This window comes from Streptomyces sp. NBC_01474 (genome assembly GCF_035918215.1).
Classification (GTDB): domain Bacteria; phylum Actinomycetota; class Actinomycetes; order Streptomycetales; family Streptomycetaceae; genus Streptomyces; species Streptomyces aureus.
Genome location: NZ_CP109449.1, coordinates 8,855,074 through 8,872,570, shown reverse-complemented (window position 1 = coordinate 8,872,570; position 17,497 = coordinate 8,855,074). Strand labels below are relative to the sequence as shown.

At 70.1% G+C, this 17,497-nt stretch carries 17 protein-coding genes and 1 pseudogene; 10 read left to right on the top strand and 8 right to left on the bottom strand.

Annotation, left to right across the window (positions count from 1 at the left end):
• Positions 1 to 1,052: 1,052 nt before the first annotated feature.
• The 3 genes and pseudogenes from OG758_RS49175 to OG758_RS40560 form a co-directional block, all read left to right on the top strand.
• Positions 1,053 to 1,493 (top strand): annotated as a pseudogene (locus tag OG758_RS49175) (IS5/IS1182 family transposase); the annotation flags it as partial.
• Positions 1,450 to 2,016 carry a LemA family protein gene (locus OG758_RS40565; protein WP_326714441.1) on the top strand — a complete coding sequence of 189 codons (567 nt, stop codon included), beginning with the start codon at positions 1,450 to 1,452 and terminating at the stop codon, positions 2,014 to 2,016. The pseudogene OG758_RS49175 and the gene OG758_RS40565, both read left to right, overlap by 44 nt.
• Complete coding sequence (locus OG758_RS40560; RefSeq protein ID WP_326714440.1) at positions 2,013 to 3,587, top strand: DUF2207 family protein; 1,575 nt, start codon at positions 2,013 to 2,015, stop codon at positions 3,585 to 3,587. Before OG758_RS40565 ends, OG758_RS40560 begins: the two co-directional genes overlap by 4 nt.
• A gap of 97 nt (positions 3,588 to 3,684) precedes the next feature.
• Here the strand turns inward: OG758_RS40560 and OG758_RS40555 are convergent, their stop codons facing one another.
• Positions 3,685 to 3,972 (bottom strand): helix-turn-helix domain-containing protein, encoded by a 288-nt coding sequence (locus tag OG758_RS40555; RefSeq protein WP_326714439.1) that lies wholly within the window; start codon positions 3,970 to 3,972, stop codon positions 3,685 to 3,687.
• A gap of 321 nt (positions 3,973 to 4,293) precedes the next feature.
• A complete protein-coding gene (locus OG758_RS40550; RefSeq protein ID WP_326714438.1) occupies positions 4,294 to 5,613 on the bottom strand; it encodes an MFS transporter in 1,320 nt (439 codons plus the stop codon).
• Between the two features lie 182 nt (positions 5,614 to 5,795).
• Between OG758_RS40550 and OG758_RS40545 the strand changes: the two genes are divergently transcribed.
• Together OG758_RS40545 and OG758_RS40540 are read left to right on the top strand one after the other, a co-directional pair.
• The gene (locus OG758_RS40545; protein ID WP_326714437.1) at positions 5,796 to 6,953 is read left to right on the top strand and encodes an RNA-guided endonuclease InsQ/TnpB family protein; all 1,158 of its coding nucleotides are present in this window, start codon (positions 5,796 to 5,798) and stop codon (positions 6,951 to 6,953) included.
• Positions 6,954 to 7,051: 98 nt separating this feature from the next.
• Entirely contained in the window at positions 7,052 to 7,549 is a 498-nt protein-coding gene (locus OG758_RS40540; protein WP_326714436.1) for an ArsR/SmtB family transcription factor, read from the top strand.
• Between the two features lie 588 nt (positions 7,550 to 8,137).
• On the opposite strand, the gene OG758_RS40535 is transcribed toward OG758_RS40540, so the two are convergent.
• The 5 genes from OG758_RS40535 to OG758_RS40515 form a co-directional block, all read right to left on the bottom strand.
• Positions 8,138 to 9,346 (bottom strand): cytochrome P450, encoded by a 1,209-nt coding sequence (locus OG758_RS40535; RefSeq protein WP_326714435.1) that lies wholly within the window; start codon positions 9,344 to 9,346, stop codon positions 8,138 to 8,140.
• A 39-nt stretch (positions 9,347 to 9,385) separates the two neighbouring features.
• Complete coding sequence (locus OG758_RS40530) at positions 9,386 to 10,780, bottom strand: NAD(P)/FAD-dependent oxidoreductase (RefSeq protein ID WP_326714434.1); 1,395 nt, start codon at positions 10,778 to 10,780, stop codon at positions 9,386 to 9,388.
• Complete coding sequence (locus OG758_RS40525; RefSeq protein ID WP_168527920.1) at positions 10,770 to 10,997, bottom strand: ferredoxin; 228 nt, start codon at positions 10,995 to 10,997, stop codon at positions 10,770 to 10,772. Before OG758_RS40525 ends, OG758_RS40530 begins: the two co-directional genes overlap by 11 nt.
• A 242-nt stretch (positions 10,998 to 11,239) precedes the next feature.
• Positions 11,240 to 11,470, bottom strand: coding sequence for a hypothetical protein (locus OG758_RS40520; protein ID WP_326714433.1), 231 nt, complete (start codon positions 11,468 to 11,470; stop codon positions 11,240 to 11,242).
• The gene (locus OG758_RS40515; protein WP_326714432.1) at positions 11,467 to 11,667 is read right to left on the bottom strand and encodes a hypothetical protein; all 201 of its coding nucleotides are present in this window, start codon (positions 11,665 to 11,667) and stop codon (positions 11,467 to 11,469) included. The genes OG758_RS40520 and OG758_RS40515 overlap by 4 nt, the downstream gene beginning before the upstream one ends.
• 243 nt (positions 11,668 to 11,910) lie before the next feature.
• Between OG758_RS40515 and OG758_RS40510 the strand changes: the two genes are divergently transcribed.
• A complete protein-coding gene (locus tag OG758_RS40510; protein WP_326714431.1) occupies positions 11,911 to 13,026 on the top strand; it encodes a PP2C family protein-serine/threonine phosphatase in 1,116 nt (371 codons plus the stop codon).
• Positions 13,027 to 13,190: 164 nt separating this feature from the next.
• Here the strand turns inward: OG758_RS40510 and OG758_RS40505 are convergent, their stop codons facing one another.
• The gene (locus tag OG758_RS40505; protein WP_326714430.1) at positions 13,191 to 13,646 is read right to left on the bottom strand and encodes a hypothetical protein; all 456 of its coding nucleotides are present in this window, start codon (positions 13,644 to 13,646) and stop codon (positions 13,191 to 13,193) included.
• 419 nt (positions 13,647 to 14,065) lie between these two features.
• Here OG758_RS40505 and dhaK point away from each other — a divergent pair, with 419 nt between their 5' ends.
• From dhaK to OG758_RS40485, 4 genes are all read left to right on the top strand, one after another.
• A complete protein-coding gene (gene dhaK / locus OG758_RS40500) occupies positions 14,066 to 15,058 on the top strand; it encodes a dihydroxyacetone kinase subunit DhaK (protein WP_326714429.1) in 993 nt (330 codons plus the stop codon).
• A 44-nt stretch (positions 15,059 to 15,102) separates the two neighbouring features.
• Positions 15,103 to 15,705: a dihydroxyacetone kinase subunit DhaL gene (gene dhaL, locus OG758_RS40495; protein ID WP_326714428.1), complete on the top strand. Its 603-nt coding sequence runs from the start codon at positions 15,103 to 15,105 to the stop codon at positions 15,703 to 15,705.
• On the top strand, positions 15,698 to 16,132 hold the full coding sequence (locus OG758_RS40490; RefSeq protein ID WP_326714427.1) for a PTS-dependent dihydroxyacetone kinase phosphotransferase subunit DhaM: 435 nt from the start codon (positions 15,698 to 15,700) through the stop codon (positions 16,130 to 16,132). Before dhaL ends, OG758_RS40490 begins: the two co-directional genes overlap by 8 nt.
• Before the next feature lie 205 nt (positions 16,133 to 16,337).
• A complete protein-coding gene (locus OG758_RS40485; RefSeq protein ID WP_326714426.1) occupies positions 16,338 to 17,324 on the top strand; it encodes a fibronectin type III domain-containing protein in 987 nt (328 codons plus the stop codon).
• Positions 17,325 to 17,497 lie beyond the last annotated feature (173 nt).

Genomic DNA, 17,497 nt, shown 5'->3' with positions numbered 1-17,497 from the left:
TCCTCGGTCTCTTCGCCGGTTACCTCGGCGTCGCTCTAGCAGCACACTCCATGCGTCGCGCCGGCGCTGAGGGCGAGTTTCACGTCACCGAAGCCGATCATGCGGGGCTGGTGGGGATCATCAGCCCCAGCACACCGGCACCCAACAGCGCGGCCTTGAAGGATCTGCGCGCCCCGGGCACCCCACTGGCGATGGCCGGCACGGCAAGTGCGGCAAGGGCGGCAAGGGCGAACGGCTCCACCTCACAGCCCGCTACCTCCGGTCGGTACGCATACCGGTACGAGTCTCGCTGCACCGCGCCGTCGGGGTCCACTGCGCACCGGTTGCGCAGTGGCCTGTCGGCGCCTGCGCAACGGATCGCGGATGGTGGTGCGCAGCACGGCCCGATCGTCCACTGCGCAGTGGACGATCGAGGACGCTGCGCAGCGGGATCCCAGAGTGCGCAGTCAGAGTGCACTGCGACTACGCAGCGGAGGCTGCGCAGCACCGTGGGTGCTCCTCCGCGGTCACTGCGCACTCAACCGCACCGGTACGCGTTTGGTTTCCCAACGCGTACCGGCCGCCTCGGCCAATCCTGCGTAACCCGGCTTCGACGGCGCCTCGGCGACGGGCCGCGCCCGCCGCCCTCCGGCGACCGGTACGCGTTGTGCGGGATGGAAAAGCGCGTACCGAAACGCGCACCGGTCTTCAGAACACCCAGGTCACAAACCTGCCAGACGAAGCCATGGCCAGCAGGACGCAACCGGTTTACTCAACTACTGGTACGCGTTTGCCGCGCCGCTCCAGCCGCCCGGTGCGCGTTTTGGCGGGCACCGCAAAATGCTTACCGACCGCTCACAGTCGACCGGTACGGGTTGCGCATTACCCGGTGCGCAACGCGCCCCAGTTGGCACTGCGCAGTCGGAGTCCGGGCGGGGCGGGCCTGCTGCGCAACTCCCGGCACCCCCGTTGCGCAGCGAGCCCGAGCACCTGCGCACTGCGCCGCGAGTACGGGTCTTATGGGGCGCCCGGCGCGGTGTCGGCCCGCGGGCTCAGGCGAGGGCGGCGACCAGCAGGGTCAGCTCGACCGGTTGCGGTGCGTGATCCACTCCGTCAGTTTCCGGGCTGCATATGGGGCCACTGACCGGACCGAACCCGACCGATCGCGGCAAGCTGGGGTCGAAGATCCCTGATCACGGACCGGACTCCCACTGTCGCTGGGCGTCTCGGCTGCCAACCTGCGCGACAGCCAGGGGCTTCAGCCGCTCGTGCGTGGCATCCCGCCTATTCGTTCTCCCCACGGACCCCGTCGCCGCCGCCCGGCGAAGCTTCACGCCGACAAGGGCTGTGACCAAGCACGCGCATCCCATGGGCCGACGTTCCCCGAGGGGCGTGGGTCGTTGACGGCCGGAATAAGATCGCGTCGATCGGCCAGGGGGGTCGGATCTTCTAGGGCCTCTGGGGGGCGTCGTGGGTGTGATCGTGTGTGCGGTTGTTGCGGTGTTTGTCGTCGTGGTCGGGTGGTGGGTCGTTCGGACATACAACCGGCTCGTTCGGCTGCGGAATCAGACGCAGGCTTCGTGGGCTCAGATCGATGTGCAGTTGAAGCGGCGACATGAGCTGATACCGAATGTCGTCGAGGGGGCGCGCGGCTACGCCGCTCACGAGCGCGGCACTTTCGAAGCGGTCACTGCCGCGCGCGGGGCAGCTGTGAGCGGGGAGCTCGGTGTTGCGGACCGGGCGGCCGCCGAGGACGCGCTCACCGCGACGCTGGGGAAGCTGTTCGCGCTCGGGGAGAACTATCCGGAACTCAAAGCGGATCGGCACTTCAGTACGGTGCAGGCCGAGTTGAGGTCGGCGGAGGACAAGATCGCGTACGCGCGGCAGTTCTACAACAGCGCCGTGCAGAGCTACCACACCGCCCTGGAGAGCTTCCCAGGGAACGTCGTGGCGGGGCTGGGCGGCGCGCATGGGCGGCGGGAGTACTTCGAAGCCGCCGGTGTGGCGCAGGATGCCGTCCAGGTGAGGTTCGCGTGACGCTCACCGAACAGCTTTACTGGGGCGGCGCCGGCCTGATCGCGCTCTGGCTCGTCGTCTTCGGCCTTGCCCTGGCCGCCACCCGGAACGGCGCGGTCACGCCGGGCCCCGCGACCCAGGAGTTCGGGACCGACCCCGAACCGCCGGGAGTGGTCAGCCTGCTGGGCAACAACTGGCGGGGCGTTGAGCATGCCGCCGCGGCCACGCTGCTGGATCTCGCGGCCCGTGGGCTCGTCGAGCTGCGACAGCCGGGCGACGACCCGGCCCGTAGCACCGTCCACCTCACCGAGGCGGGCCGGGCGGCGCCGGGGCTGACGCCGTACGAGCAGCGGGTGCTGGTCCGCGTCGCCGCCCGCGCGGCGAACGGGGGCGCACCCATCGGGGCGATCGCCTTCCGTGACGACGAGCGCGCCGCCTCCTGGAACACCGCGCTGCGCCGGGAGATCATCGCCGAGGCCCGGCTGCGCGGCCTGTCCCGATACCGGTTCGCACCCTTGCTCTCCAGCGCTCTGCTGGTCTGTGCCTTCGTACCCGGTGCGCTGTTCACCGTGGCCGCGATCATGGGACACCACGGCGTACGCGGCGCGATCTTCGTCGGTGTGGCCCCAGGCGCCGCGCTGGCCTTCCTGCTCGGCAAGGCGCTGGGCGAGCGGGCGACACCGAAGGGCCTTGAACGCGCCGGGCATTGGGCCGGACTGCGAGCCTGGCTGACGGCGCACGAGGACTTCGCCCAGCTGCCGCCCGCATCCGTGACGGTCTGGGACCGCTATCTCGCGTACGGGACGGCCCTCGGTGTCACCAGCCTGACCGGCCGGCTCCTCGGCTTCGACTCCGGCGACCGGCGACGCGTCTGGTCCTCGTACGGAGGGACCTGGCGCCCGGTGCGGATCCGCTACCCGCGGCTGCGCCCCGGCTTCGGCGGGTCGACGGGCCGGCTCCTGCAGTTTGCGGCCGCGGCGGGCGTGGTCGCGGGGGCACTCTGCGCCTTCGCGATCCTGCGGCAGCCCGACTGGGCGGTCGCGGTCGACGCGCACGACGGCGGCTCGCTGCGGCGGCCGGGACTGGTGCTGAGCGCCGGCTGGGTGGGCAGCGCACTGCTCGGCCTTGTGGTGGCCGGCAAGTTCAGCCGCTGGACGCTGTTCGTTGCGTTCCTGGCGATGATGCCCGGCAACTTCGCGAGCGGCAGCCACGGCTGGTTCAGGGATGCGGCGGCCCACGAGGGGCCTCTGTTCGGCGAGTTGGCGGCGATCGTGGCCTTCGGCGCGCTGGCGACGTACTTCCTGGCACTCGCCTGCCTGGAGCGGCGGGAGCCCTACACGATCACCGGTGAGGTGCTGCGGCTGGAGTCACGCAAGGGCAAGGAGGTGGCCCGGTTCCTCGCCCTGGACGAGGGGAACACGGACCTGACCACCGCCTGGGCGCTGCCCGCGGCCTCGCAGGACATCGCGACCGGCGCCCAGGTGCGGCTCAGGGTCTCGCGGGGCACCCGCACCATCCGCTCCGTAGACCTGGTGAGGGCCGCGATGCAGGAAGGCGACCGGGTGAAGGCCCCCAAGCAGGACGCCCCTTAAGGAAGAAGATGCTCCGGAGCGCCTCTGCGGTGGGGCGCTCCGGACACCTGCCATGGGTCCCAGCGCTGATATACACGCGATCAGCGAGCGCGCGGCATCACGAGCCTTGGCCTCGCGGGCCAGGTCCGGGCACGACCAGCGGGACAGCGGCGCCCCGGTTTCGGCGGGCAGTTGGCAGGCCAGGGTCTTGAGTTGGGCGGCCTGCGGCGCAGCTGAAGGAGGGCGGGCGGATCGAACGCTCGCGGTCGGCCGGCCCGGACTTGCCCTGTGCGGCGAACCTGCCCCGCCACCTGCGCACGGTGTCCACATGCAGGCCGGTCTCCTCGCGGGCGGTGCGCGCGTTGGAACGTCCGCGCGCGGCGTGCAGCACGACCTGCGCACGCATCCGGACCTGGTAGGGAGTCTTATGGCCCCGGGCCGCCTTCTTCAACCGGTGGCGCTCGGAGGCAGTCAGGACGATCGGGCGGGCGGCAGCAACGGGCAAGGCAGACAGGCCGATCACCAGAAGTGGATCTTACCGGAGGGAGTCTGCCGTGCTACCCGGCACGGCGACCGGCAGCATGGGCCCCTGCCCGCCGTGCCACAGTCGACCAAGTCCCCCTCGACCAGAAGTGACCGCCCACGCCCACATCGCCTGGTCCGGGCTCGCCGGCCTGACCATCCGCCACCGCGGCCGATTCGTGCTGGGCAGGCAATCGTTCCCCTCTCAGGGTTGGTTCGGCGCCAACGGGCCGGCGACGGGGCCCCTCTCCGTCGCCGGCTCCGCGTGGGACGGTAGTTCGCGCATCCGCCGCAGCGGCGACAGGAAGACGGGCAGGAAGGTGAGTGACTGGCCGACCGCCCCGACCAGCAGCGTGCCGCGGACGCCGATAGTAGAGCCGAGCAGGCCGCCGAGCAGCGCCCCGAAGGGCATCGTGCCCCAGACCAGGAACCGCATCGTCGCGTTCATCCGGCCGAGCAGCCCAGGCGGGCACAGCGCCTGCCGGAAGCTGACCTGGTTGATGTTGTAGACCACGATGCCCATCCACATCGCGATCTGCGCCACCGCGAGCAGCCCCACCGTCCAGTCGCGCTGCACGAACGGGGTGACCAGCGCGCACGGTCCGGCGACCGCGCTAGCGATCCAGATGGCCGGGCCCTGGCCGGCCTTCGCGGCGAATCGTCCGGCCGCCAGCGCACCGATCAGGCCACCCACCGCCGCGGTCGAGGTGAGCAGGCCGATGACGCCCGGCGAGAGCCGCAGTTGGCGGGCGAGCAGCACGTAGAACCCGGCGGAGATCACCGAACCGAAGAGGTTCGCGGAGCTGGTGCACATGGCGATGGCGCGGAGTATCCGGTTGCCGAGCACGAACCGCAGACCGTCGCGGATCTCCCGGAGCAGGTTGGAATCGGGGCTGCGCTCGGGGCGCGGCGGCCGGACCTCGATCCGCATCACCCACGCAGCCGACCACAGGAAGCTCACCGCGTCGACGAGCACCGCGTAGGGCGCGGTGAGCGCCTGGATCAGCGCGCCGCCGAGGCTCGGGCCCGCGATCTGGCTGACCGACTCGCTGGCCTGGAGCTTCGCGTTGCCCTCGACCAGCAGCTCCCGGTCGATCAGCTGGGGCAGGTAGGACTGGTAGGCCACGTCGAAGAAGACCGTGCTCACCCCGGTGGCGAGCGCAACCACGTACAACTGCTCGATCGTCAGCACACCGAGGAGCTGAGCCACCGGAACCCAGGCCAGCAGGGCAGCCCGAACCAGGTTGCTGACGATCAGCACCCAGCGGAAGCGCATCCGCTCCACCCACGCGCCGGCCGGCAAGCCCACTGCCACGAACGCCGCGGTCTCGCACGCCGCCAGCACGCCGACCTGCCAGGTGCTGGCGTGCAGCACCAGGATGGCGACGAGGGGAAGCGCCAACTGGCTGACCATTGTCCCGAACTGACTGACCGTCTCACCGACCCACAGTCGACGGAAGTCGGCGTGCCGCCACAGTCCGCCGCGGTTGGCCGGTCGGTCGGGCGAGGGCTCGGGAGCAGTCATGGGAAACTACCGTGGAAGAGTGATTGGATTTTGTCAATCACTTGTCCTCCCGGCCCTCCAGCGGGATCTAGTGAGGATCCCTGGGCCTTCAGGCCCGGGAGGAATCACTTCTCGAGATAGGGGTGACCTGCGCGTACGCACGGGTCTGCATTGTTGTCAGTGCCCCCGCATAGGGTTCCGGTATGAAGATCGTGGTGCAGGTGAAGCTGATGCCGGAGGCCGAACAGGCCGCCGCGCTGCGCTCCACGCTGCGCACGGTCAACGATCTGGCGTGCTGGGTGTCCCAGGTGGCGTTCGCTCGCGGCGTGCCGCGTGAGTATGAGCTGCGTAAGCACACGTATCCGCGCCTCAAGGCGCAGGGGCTCGGGGCGCAGGCCGCGCAGCATGTGATCAAGAAGGTGCGTGACGGGTACACCACGCTGCACGCCAACCTGCGCGCCGGAAATCTCGGCAAGCCGAAGTCGAGGCGCCGGGTCAGGGCGGAGTCCAAGCCGATCGCGTTCCGCGCCGAGGCCGCGCAGCCGTATGACGACCGGTGTTTGAGCTGGCAGTACGACCAGCAGACGGTGTCCATCTGGACGATGGCCGGGCGCATCAAGAACGTCTCGTTCGTGTGCTTGGCCGACGCGTTCAAGGTGCTCCAGCAGTATCGCAAGGGCGAGTCCGACCTGATCGAGCGCGACGGCGTGTTCTACCTGATCGCCACCTGTGATGTGCCCGAGGCTGAGGCGTACGAGCCGGACGGCTTCATCGGCGTGGACCTTGGCATCGTCAACATCGCCACGGCTTCCACCGGTTACCAGGCCGCAGGGCGCGGCCTGGGCCGGTACCGCAAACGTCAGCTCACGCTGCGGGCCAAGCTCCAGAAGAAGCGCACCAAGTCTGCCAAGCGTCGGTTGAAAGAACGCTCCCGCCGTGAACAGCGGCACGTCAAGAACACCAACCACATCATCGCGAAGACGATCGTGACCGAGGCTGAACGCACCGCACACGGCATAGCCCTGGAAGAACTCAGGGGCATCCGCCGGCGGGTACGGCTTCGCAAGCCCCAACGGGTCACACTCCACTCCTGGGCCTTCGCCCAGCTCGGAGACTTCATCGTCTACAAGGCCAAGCGGGCAGGCGTGCCCCTGGTCTTCGTCGATCCCGCGTACACGTCGCAGATGTGCTCGCAGTGCCGGCACATCGACAAGCGCAACCGTGTCGACCAGGGGCTTTTCATCTGCCGGGGGTGCGGGGTCGTTGCCCACGCCGACCGGAATGCTTCCCACAACATCGCCGCACGTGGCGCTGCTGTGTGGACTGCGGGGCGTGAGTCACGCGTCCCCGCCACCCCATAACGGGTGTCTGGACGGAGGAGCCAACCCAGCAGCCAGTTGGGAACTACCTCCAAGCCCGGTTCCTTTAGGGCCGGGCCAAGTTGACTAGGCTGCTGACCATGACCGAACGCCGGCCGGCGACCGACGAGGAGGCGAAGGCACTCGCCTCCGCGCTCCGCCTGCGTATCCTGCGCATCTGCCTCGGTGAGGCGCGCACCAACAAGGAGATCGCGGCGATCCTCGGCCGCGATCCCGCCAGCGTGCTGCACCACACCAGGACGCTGGTGCGCACCGGTTTTCTGAAGGCCCAGGAGGAGCGACGCGGCGCGCGCGGCGCACGGGAGGTCCCCTATCTGGCGACGCGGAAATCCTGGCGGCTCGACGCGGCCGCGCACGACCGGTCGATGCTCGACGCGTTCCTGGAGGAACTGGCGCTCGCACCTGCGGCCGAGGTCGACAGCACCCGGCTCGGGCTGCGCCTGCCGCCGACGGAGATGGAGGAGTTCCAGACCCGGCTCCGAGCCCTGCTCGAGGAGTTCGCCGCCCGCCCGGACGACCCGACCGCGCCCGCCTGGTCGCTTTTCGTGGTGGTGCACCCCGACCCGAATCGGTCCTGACCGGGCGCGAATTCCCGCTCGAGCGAACGCAAGGTCGTCTCGCCCGACGACTTCACCTTCAGTGCCCAGGTCGGGGACCGACTCCGAGTCTGTCCTGCACTTCGGGCTCTCTCCGCTGTGCCGGGGATTCCTCGACGGCTTCGCCGTCCAGGCGTGCCAGGACCCCGTTCGTCAAGAGCTGGTCATCATCGCCGGTGAGCTGGGCTTGGTACCGCCGTCGCGCTGACCGAGCGCGCTTGCTGTGAGGTGCGCCCGTGCCCCGCCGTCGGGTGAGCGGGTCCTGCGACCGGACCGGTTCGCATGCTCGGGAACTGGCGCCCGCGCCGAGGCCTGCCAGTAACTCAGTGCCCGTCGTGAACGGCATGCCGTTCACGGTCTGAACTGCTCAATCATCACTTCAAGTTGTCGCGGGCGCGCATACGCGGTGGTCGACGTCGAGGCTGGACGGCGCGTCGATGTCTGGACGGCGCGTCGATGTACTGATCGTCGTAGGCGGAGTATCCACGCCCGCCAGAACGCGACACGATCCCGCAGGGCCCCGATGCCCGCCACTGGCATTCTCCTCAGCCGGCCCCGCGTCAGTGGTGTTCAGTCCGTCAGGCCCTCGATGGCCACGGGAAGATGGCGCGGGCCGCGCAGCACGGCGTTGGCACGGTAGGGCGGCGGGTCCTCGAGCAGCCGGGAGAACTTGACCCGGCGGAAGAGTTCGGGCACAGCCACATGGAGTTCTATGCGGGCGAGAGGGGCGCCGAAGCAGTAGTGGATGCCGGTGTAGAAGCCCAGGTGCTCGTTGTCCTTGCGGTCGGGATCGAACCGGTCGGGGTCCTCGAAGCGCCGGGGATCGCGGTTGGCCGCGGCCAGCATGAGCCAGACCGGCGAGCCCTTGGGGATCGTGGTGCCGGCGACGTCGATGTCGGCCAGGGCGGTGGTCCACGGGACGAACTGGACCGGGGGCTCGTACCGCAGCACTTCCTCGACGAGGGGGACGGCCAGCTCCGGGTCCTTCTGGAACCGCTCGAGGATGTCGGGGTGGCGCAGCAGGGTGAGGGTCGTATTGGTGATTGCGTTGACGGTGGTCTCGTGGCCGGCGACCAGGAGCAGCACCGCGGTGGCCTCCAGGTCTGCCGGTGTCATGTCGGGGGCGAGCGCGCTGAGGATCCCGGGGCCGGGGTGGCGGCGTTTGGTCTCGATCAGATCGGTCAGGTAGGCGCCCAGTTCCTGGCGTGCCTGCTGTGCCTTTTCCTGGCCGCTCCCGCCGGCGGCTTGGGGATCGATTCCGGACGCCAGGGCATCGGCCCAGGCGTGGAAGAGCGGTTCGTCCTCGCGCGGCACGCCCAGGACCTTGCAGATGGCGGTGACGGGAAGGGGGTAGGCGAAGTCCTCGACGATGTCGACCTGGTCCTTGCCTTCGAAGGCGTCGAGCAGCTCGGTGACGACCTTGGCCAGCTCTCCGCGCAGGCCGTCGAGGAATCTGGGGCTGTGCGGGGGACCGAACGGCCGGTTGATCGTGTCGCGCAGCCGGTCGTGCACGGGCGGGTCGGTGAAGATGAAGCTGGGCGGCAGGCCACTCTCCGCTGGCGGTTGCCCGGGGCGGCCATGGCCGGCTGGGCGGTTGCTCGTGTCGTTGCTCAACCGCGGGTCGTTGGCCAGGCTCCGCACCTCGTAGTAGGTGCTGACCAGGTAGGTGCCGTCGTCCTCCCGCCTGACCGGAGTCTTGCGCAGCTCCGCGTAGAGCGGGTACGGATCGGCCCGATTGGCGTAGTCGGTGATCTGAGCGACGATGCTGCCGGACGTCATGCTGACTCCTGAGGGCTCCGGGTGGTGAAGGGCCGGTGATCAGGCATGCGACGGAACGAACGCGACACGCCGCTCGCTCGGCGAGTGACCCGTCAGCGTGACCGTGGCCCCATGGGTGGGCAGATGGGGGTCGGGGAAGTCCGGGTCGATCGGATGCAGCGTCTCGGTCCGGCGGTCGACCGCGCGGTACTCCGGCGGGAAGGGGGCGCCGGACGCGATCTGCTGCTCGTAGAACCCCAGCCACTTGGCTCCGTCGAAGGCGGCCGCGGCGATGACGCGGCCGCGGTACCCGTACACCGCGACGAACCGCTCCTCGGCGAGCGCCCCCTGGGCGACGACCATCTGGTCGCCCAGCGTGGGAACACCCACCGACTTGATGTTGACACCGAACTGGGTGGACCAGAACATCGGCAGCCACAGGTGCGGACGGCGATCCGGACCGGCACAGATCATGTTGTGGGCGGCGATCTCGGCCTGTTCGACCGCGTTACCCCAGTGCTCCAGCGCCAGGAACTGGTAGTCGAACAGCGGGTGGGGGCTGCGTGCGACATCACCGGCGGCGTAGATGTCGTCGGTGACGATGCCGTTGACGTCGAACACCCGGCACCCGGCGTCGCACGCGATGCCCCGGGGACCCGCGGCCACTCCCGAGCCGGCGAGCCATTCCGTGTTCCGCATGGCCCCGAGCGAGACGACCGCCACCTCCACGTCGATCACCGCACCGTCCGACAGATGGGCGCGCCTGAGCCGTCCCACATCGTCGCCTTCGAGTGCGGTGACGCTGACCCCACAGCGCAGGTCGACTCCGTGCTTGCGCTGCAGCCGATCCGCGACCGCGCCGATCACTCCGCCGAGCGCGCCCACCAGCGGCGCAGGGCCGCGTTCGGCGACCGTGACCTCGAGGCCAAGCTCCCGGCAGGCGGAGGCGACCTCGGAGCCCGTGAAACCGGCGCCGATCACCAGCACCCGGGACACACCCCCGGTCAGCTTCCGGAGCAGGCGGGCGGAGTCGTCGCGGGTACGCAGCACGAACACCCCGTCCAGCGCGGCCTCTTCCGGGTGGAACCAAGGCCGCGCTCTGGTCCCGGTGGTGATCAGCAGGCGGTCGTAGGGGACGGTGTCGCCGTTCGTCAGGCGTACCTGCTTGGTGTCCCGGTCCAGGCCCTCGGCGGCGACACCCAGACGCCACTCGGCGTCGATGTCCCGCCGCCGCGGAAGCGCGGTGTCCTCGGGCCGTGCCCGCCCGAGCAGTGCCTGCTTGGACAGCGGCGGCCGGTCATAGGGCTCGTACGGCTCGTCGCCGATCATGGTCAGCGATCCGGTGAAGCCGTGCTCGCGCAAGGTCTCCGCCGCGCGCAGACCGGCCAGCGAGGCACCGACCACGACAATGCGGCCCTCGCGCCGCAGGACCTCGACGTCCGTGTCAGCCGACATGGGGCTCCACCCGCTTCGTCGGCTCGTCGGAGTAGTCGACGAGGATGGCCTGGACCGGGCAGGCGGCAGCAGCCTTCTCCACCCGGTCACGCTGTGCCTCGTCGAAGCGAGGGGAGAACAGCAGCGCCTCTTCCCCGTGCAGGGCGAAGACGTCCGGGGCGAGGAAGACGCACTGCGCGAACCCCTGGCACCGGTTGAGATCGACGACAAGCCTCATTGGAATCCGCTCCCTGCACGGGCCGCGGTGGCCGAGCCCCGCAGCCGTCTGCGCTCGGTCCAGGTGGTCGGTAAGCACGCCTCATCTTCAGGTTCAGCCCCTCGCCCAGGTCTCGCAAGGCGAGGCGGCGCTCATGAGTTCTTCGACTTCTGACCTGCGCGTCGTCCGCGATCCCGGCTTGACGCACGTCTGGTCACACTGCACGGAGGGGAACGTGTCAATGGGGCGGGCGTCGTCGGACGTCAGCTGAGCCGGTGGTCCCGCGAGCCGGCGTCCCGAGCGCGCCGAACGACCCTTGCCTCCTCAAGGCGGCGCAGCTGGTACAGCGCCGACGAGGGGCCGGCCACGCCGACGGCCGCGGCGATCTCTCGCACCGTGGGGGCCTCGCAGTGATCGGCGATGTGGGTGCGTATCGCGGCGAGCACCGACCGCTGGCGCTCCGTGATCTCCCAAGACCGTCGGACGCGGGTCACGATTTCTCCTCAGCCTGCCGGCGCAGGTCTGCTAGCTGCTCCCGAGGGACGTCCTGGACGAGACGGCGGGACAGATCGATCAGACACCGCCGCAGGCGGGTATTGCTGCCGGTCGGCGCCTCGGCGAGTGAGTTGTAGGTGCGGATCCAGTCGCGCTGGGCCTGCACGATGTCGGGGGAATGCTCGGTGTGCACCATGAATCCAGTAGAGCATGTGTTCGATTTCTAGTGCACACTCAAACGCACCTGACATGAGGGTCCGGAGCGTCTTTGTCCTGTGCCGCTGAACGTTGATCCTTGCCGCCGAAGTCTGCCGGTCATCGGAATCGTGTCGATAAAGTTTGAGTGGCAAGAGTTCCTGGTCGTCAGGGCCGGCGGCAGGCGGCCGCGCTGCCCGTCTCCGCCGGTGCGAGTCGGGCAGGGGCGGTGTAGACAGGAGTCATGCCGCAGCGCCGCGAAGGACTTCGACGGCCGGTGCGAGCGGGGCGGGCGTTGCTCGTCATCCCGATCGCGTGGATTGTTGCGGTGTCCGTGGTCGACCTTGTTGCTCCGCCCGACATTCATCTGGGTCCGCTGCTCGTCGCGGCCCCGGCGATCACGCCGTTGTTCGGGGGGCCCTGGTCGGTGGGCCTGGTCTCTGCACTGGCGGTGATCGCGCAGACGATCATCGGACTGGTGCGCGATCCTGGCGAGATGCTCTCGTCCAACCACCAGGCACAGATCATCGCCCTGGTGCTGGTCGGCGCGAGCCTGGTGATCTTCTGTGTATTCCGGGAGCGTCGCGCAAAAGAGCTCGCGCAAGTGAGGTACGTGTCCGAGGCCGCCCAGCGTGTGGTCCTCCCGCCGCTGCCCAAGGCGCTCGGATCGCTGCGCGTCGCCTCCCTCTACCTCGCCGCAGAGGCCGAGGCCCAGATCGGCGGGGATCTGTACGCGGCGGCACGCACCACCTCCGGCACCCGGCTGATCGTCGGCGACGTGCGAGGCAAGGGGCTGACCGCGGCCAATGACGCCGCCTTGCTGCTCGGAGCGTTCCGCGTCGCTGCCCACCGCCAGGCGAGCCTGGACGAGCTGGTGAACTACCTCGACCGAAGCGTGTGCTGGGACCTGATGGAGCCGGGCGAGACGGGCTGCTACGGGGAAACGTTCATCACCGCCAACATCCTGGACATCCCCGACCAGGACAGCCGGGTCCAGATGGTCGCCTGCGGACACCCGCCGCCCATCGTCCTGCGCAACGGCCGACCGACGACGATGGACGCCCTTCATCCCGCACCTCCGCTGGGCCTGGGCGAACTGGCCCATCCGCGCTACAACGTCGACAGCTTCCAGTTCGAGCCGGGAGACCTTCTGCTGCTGTACACAGACGGCGTCACCGAGGCCCGCGACTCCACCGGCACCTTCTACCCGCTCACCGAGCGCATCACAGGCTGGACCGAGAACGACCCCGACGCCTTCCTCGTCCGCTTCCGGCGCGACCTGCTGCACCACGTCGGCGGACACCTCAACGACGACGCCGCCATGATCGCCATAGCAGGCACCTCCACGCCCCGGGCCTGATCACCCGGCCCCCTCCTGAACCACTCAAACTTCGATGGCACACGCTTCAGGTTCGCTGTCACGACAAACGCCGTGCGTCGCCCGCAGCCGGCTCGCGACAGACACCCGCATCGCCGACCGCCCGGGTACCGGTCCCGCGGCCCATGTGATCGTGGGCATGGCCGTCACGCCGCACGCGCCGTCCAGGGATGCGGTGTTGGCCGCGCTGCGGTGCACAATCCACCTGCGGGCGACCTTCCGGCAGATAGACCACTTCTCACTACACGCCCTGCTGTCCCACAGGCGCCGGGACAGATCGCCTGCAGGTGTACGCCGGCCGAACGGTCCCGGGCTGCCTGGGCGGTGGCTGTGGGGATGGCGAGTGCGTCAATGACGCTGAGCAGGCCGGCGGTGCGGGCGAAATGCGCAACGTGACTATCGTCCACCACCACCTGCTCACCGATCCCCACCGGATGCTCCCGCACTGTCAGGCCCAGCCTCTCGAGGAAGCCGGCGCGCGCCACGAACCGCGGCGCCACCACCAGCTCCTCCACCGGCGCCACCACACCCGTCACCAACCGCACCACCGCCAGCCGGTCCCCGTCATCGACGACCAGGCCGCCGCCTCTGCCCTCGACCACACCGACCCTCAGGCCGTTCCTCTGAACTGCGGCTACACCAAACCCGCTAGATCCTGGATTTGAAGATCGTCCGGAGAAAGCACCACCTCCAGCCGATCTTCTGCCGCGCACTACACCGAGCCGACGTCCTCTTCGCCATGCTCCGCGACGACCACCTTCTACCGACCACCCACGCCGCACACGTGACCAGGGCTCCGCGAGAGCCGATACTGCCGTGAGTGAGCGGTTGGGAGCGCCGGTCCGCAACTACACGCCTACCTGATACTCCGTCAGTAAAGTCAGCGATAGGTCAGCAACAGCCCCGCCAGGTCCCGCTTCCAGCCGCCACAGACCGCCAGGATCGAAAGCCTTCCAAACCCGCTTTGATCAGGGGAAACACTGGTCAGAGGCTCAGATGCTACGCACACTTGGAGGTACCCATGAAGATGCTCATCAACGTGGCCGAGACCGTGGTCGCCGACGCGTTGCGGGGAATGGCCGCGGCTCATCCGGAGCTGATCGTCGATGTCGAGAACCGGGTGATCGCGCGCCGGGACGCCCCCGTCGAGGGGAAGGTCGCGATCGTCTCCGGCGGCGGGTCGGGGCACGAGCCGCTGCACGGGGGGTTCGTGGGGCACGGGATGCTGTCGGCCGCCTGTCCGGGTGAGGTGTTCACGTCGCCGGTGCCCGACCAGATGGTGCGGGCCGCGGCCGCCGTGGACAGCGGCGCCGGGGTGCTCTTCGTGGTGAAGAACTACACGGGTGACGTGCTCAACTTCGACATGGCCGCGGAACTCGCCGAGGACGAGGGGATCCAGGTCGCCAAGGTCCTCGTCAACGACGACGTGGCCGTCACCGACAGTCTGTACACCGCGGGCCGGCGCGGCACGGGCGCGACCCTGTTCGTCGAGAAGATCGCGGGCGCGGCGGCCGAGGAGGGGCAGCCGCTGGAGCGCGTGGAGGCGATCGCCCGTCAGGTCAACGCGAACGCGCGGAGCTTCGGTGTGGCCCTGAGCGCGTGCGCCACGCCCGCCAAGGGCAGCCCGACCTTCGATCTGCCGCCCGGCGAACTGGAGTTGGGCGTCGGCATCCACGGTGAGCCGGGCCGCGAGCGGCGCGCCATGATGACCTCCGGCGAGATCGCCGACTTCTCCGTGGACGCCGTCCTCGAGGACCTTCGGCCGACCGACCCGGTACTCGTCCTCGTCAACGGCATGGGCGCGACCCCGCTGCTGGAGCTTTACGGGTTCAACGCCGAGGTCCAGCGCGTGCTCACCTCGCGCGGCGTGCCGGTGGCACGCACCCTCGTCGGGAACTACGTCACCTCGCTCGACATGGCCGGTGCCTCCGTCACCCTGTGCCAGGTCGACGAGGAGCTGCTGCGCCTGTGGGACGCACCCGTCAGCACGGCGGGCCTGCGCTGGGGCATGTGAGGCAGCCCATCGTCCGAACCATCACCACCACGCAAGGAGATGACGTGCTCGACGCCGATTTCTTCCGACGCTGGCTCACCGCGGCCACCGCGGCCGTCGACCGGGAGGCGGCCCGGCTCACCGAACTCGACTCGCCGATCGGTGACGCCGACCACGGCAGCAATCTGCAGCGCGGCTTCGTCGCTGTGAGCGCCGTCCTGGAGAAGGAGGCACCGGCCACCCCCGGTGGTGTCCTCACCCTCGCCGGGCGCCAGTTGATCTCGACCGTGGGCGGCGCCTCGGGCCCGCTGTACGGGACGCTCCTGCGCCGTACGGGCAAGGCGCTCGGGGACGCCCCCGAGGTCAGCGGGGCGGAACTCGCCGCGGCGCTGCGGACCGGGGTGGACGCGGTCATGACGCTGGGCGGTGCCGCGCCGGGTGACAAGACCATGATCGACGCGCTGGTGCCCGCGGTCGACGCGCTCGGCACCTCCTTCGACGCGGCCGCCACCGCCGCCGAGCAGGGCGCGCTCGCGACGACGCCGATGCAGGCGCGCAAGGGGCGGGCGAGCTATCTGGGCGAGCGCAGCATCGGGCATCAGGACCCGGGCGCCACGTCGTCGGCGCTGCTCATCGGGGCGCTGGCCGAGGCGGCCCGCGATGAGTGATCCCGGGAGCGTGGGCAGCGGTCAGGAGAAGGTCGTCGGGATCGTCCTCGTGTCGCACAGCCGCGCCGTCGCCGAGTCGGTGGCGGAGCTGGCGACGGGGCTCGCGGGCGGCGATGCGGTCGTCCCCCTTGCACCGGCGGGCGGCACCGAGGACGGCGGGCTCGGCACCAGCGCCGAGCTGATCTGTGGCGCCGCGCGGTCGGTGGACCGGGGTGCGGGCATCGCGGTGCTCGCCGATCTGGGCAGCGCGGTGCTCACGGTGAAGGCGCTGCTCGCGGAGGGCGACGAACTCCCGGACGGGGCACGCCTGGTGGACGCCCCGTTCGTCGAGGGGGCCGTGGCCGCCGTCGTCACGGCGTCGGCGGGGGCGGATCTGGACGCGGTCGAGGCGGCTGCCGTCGAGGCGTACACGTACCGGAAGGTGTGAGGGGCCCGGGGCGGCGGCTCACCCGTCGCCCCGACGTGCCGTGCGCGTCGGTCACCCCAACTCCGCTCATTCCGCGCTCACTTGAGCATGTGTTCCACCGCTCGGGGTCCAGACGGGACTGACGGTCTCGACACTGTCTCTTGATGTGACCCCGTCACTCATGACATACAGGTCTGCACCAATGCTTCCGAGTGGAAGGCCTGCCATGCGACGCATCCCCGGACGCGCCCCGCTGGCGTACACGACCTGCACTGCCGCGCTCCTGTTCGCCACCTCGTGCGGCCTGCTTGGCGACGATGCCCGGCGGGGACCCGCCCTGGCGGCCCCCGCCGGAGTCACGGCGCAGGCGGGCAGCGCCACCTCCGTCCACGTCATGTGGAGCCGCCCCGAGGGAGCCGCCGAGGTCAAGGGCTACACGGTGTACCGGGGCGCCACCAAGGTGAAGGAGGTGCCGGGCGAACAGCACATGGTCGACGTCGTCGGGCTGCACCCGCGCTCCGCCTACACCTTCTCCGTCCGTGCCGAGGACACCGACGGCACACTCGGACCGCTCAGTCCGAAGGTGGCCGTCACGACACCGGCCGCCGTGGCCGAGGACCGGTCGGCCCCGGCCCGGCCGGGAGCGCTGCGCGGCCGGGCGGACGGCGGCCGGGCGGCTTCGCTGTCGTGGGGCGCGTCGAAGGACGACAAGGGCGTCGTCTCGTACGACATCTACCAGGGCGCATCGAAGGTCCACAGCGTCGGCGGGGGCGAGACCCGGGCGCTGATCACCGGGCTGCGGCCGGGCACCGCCTACTCGTTCACCGTGAAGGCGCGCGACGCCGCCGACAACGCCTCCCCCGCGGGCCCGGCCCTCAGGCTCACCACCGCGCAGGGCTCCGACGAGGGCCCCGGCACCGCCCCCGCCGACTTCCGCGCCACGACCCGCCGGGCCGGAGGCGCGTACTACATCGACCTGTCGTGGACGCCGCCGCGCACGGGCGGCACCGTGCCCGCGTACCGCATCTACCTCGACGGCCGCCAGGCCACCACGCTCGTCTGGGGCGACGCCCCGCCCAAGGGCACGGCGCGGAACAGTTTCTATGTGGGCAAGAAGGCCGGCGTCCGGCACCGGGTGCGGATCCGGGCCCAGTTGCCCGACGGGACGTGGGGCGCCTATTCCACCGAACGGAGTGTCACCACCGGGTCCTGAGCAGGGTCCTCCGGGCCGACCGGCCACCGCGGGAGCCGGCGGCAACGCCTGGTTCCTGCGCAGGCGTGACACGACGATGCCACCGGACCTGGGTCACGCCCGGGACGCGCCCTTGCCTGCTCCCCTCCGGACGTCCTACCGTCTCCGGAGCCGCGCGGGAGCGGCCGCACCAC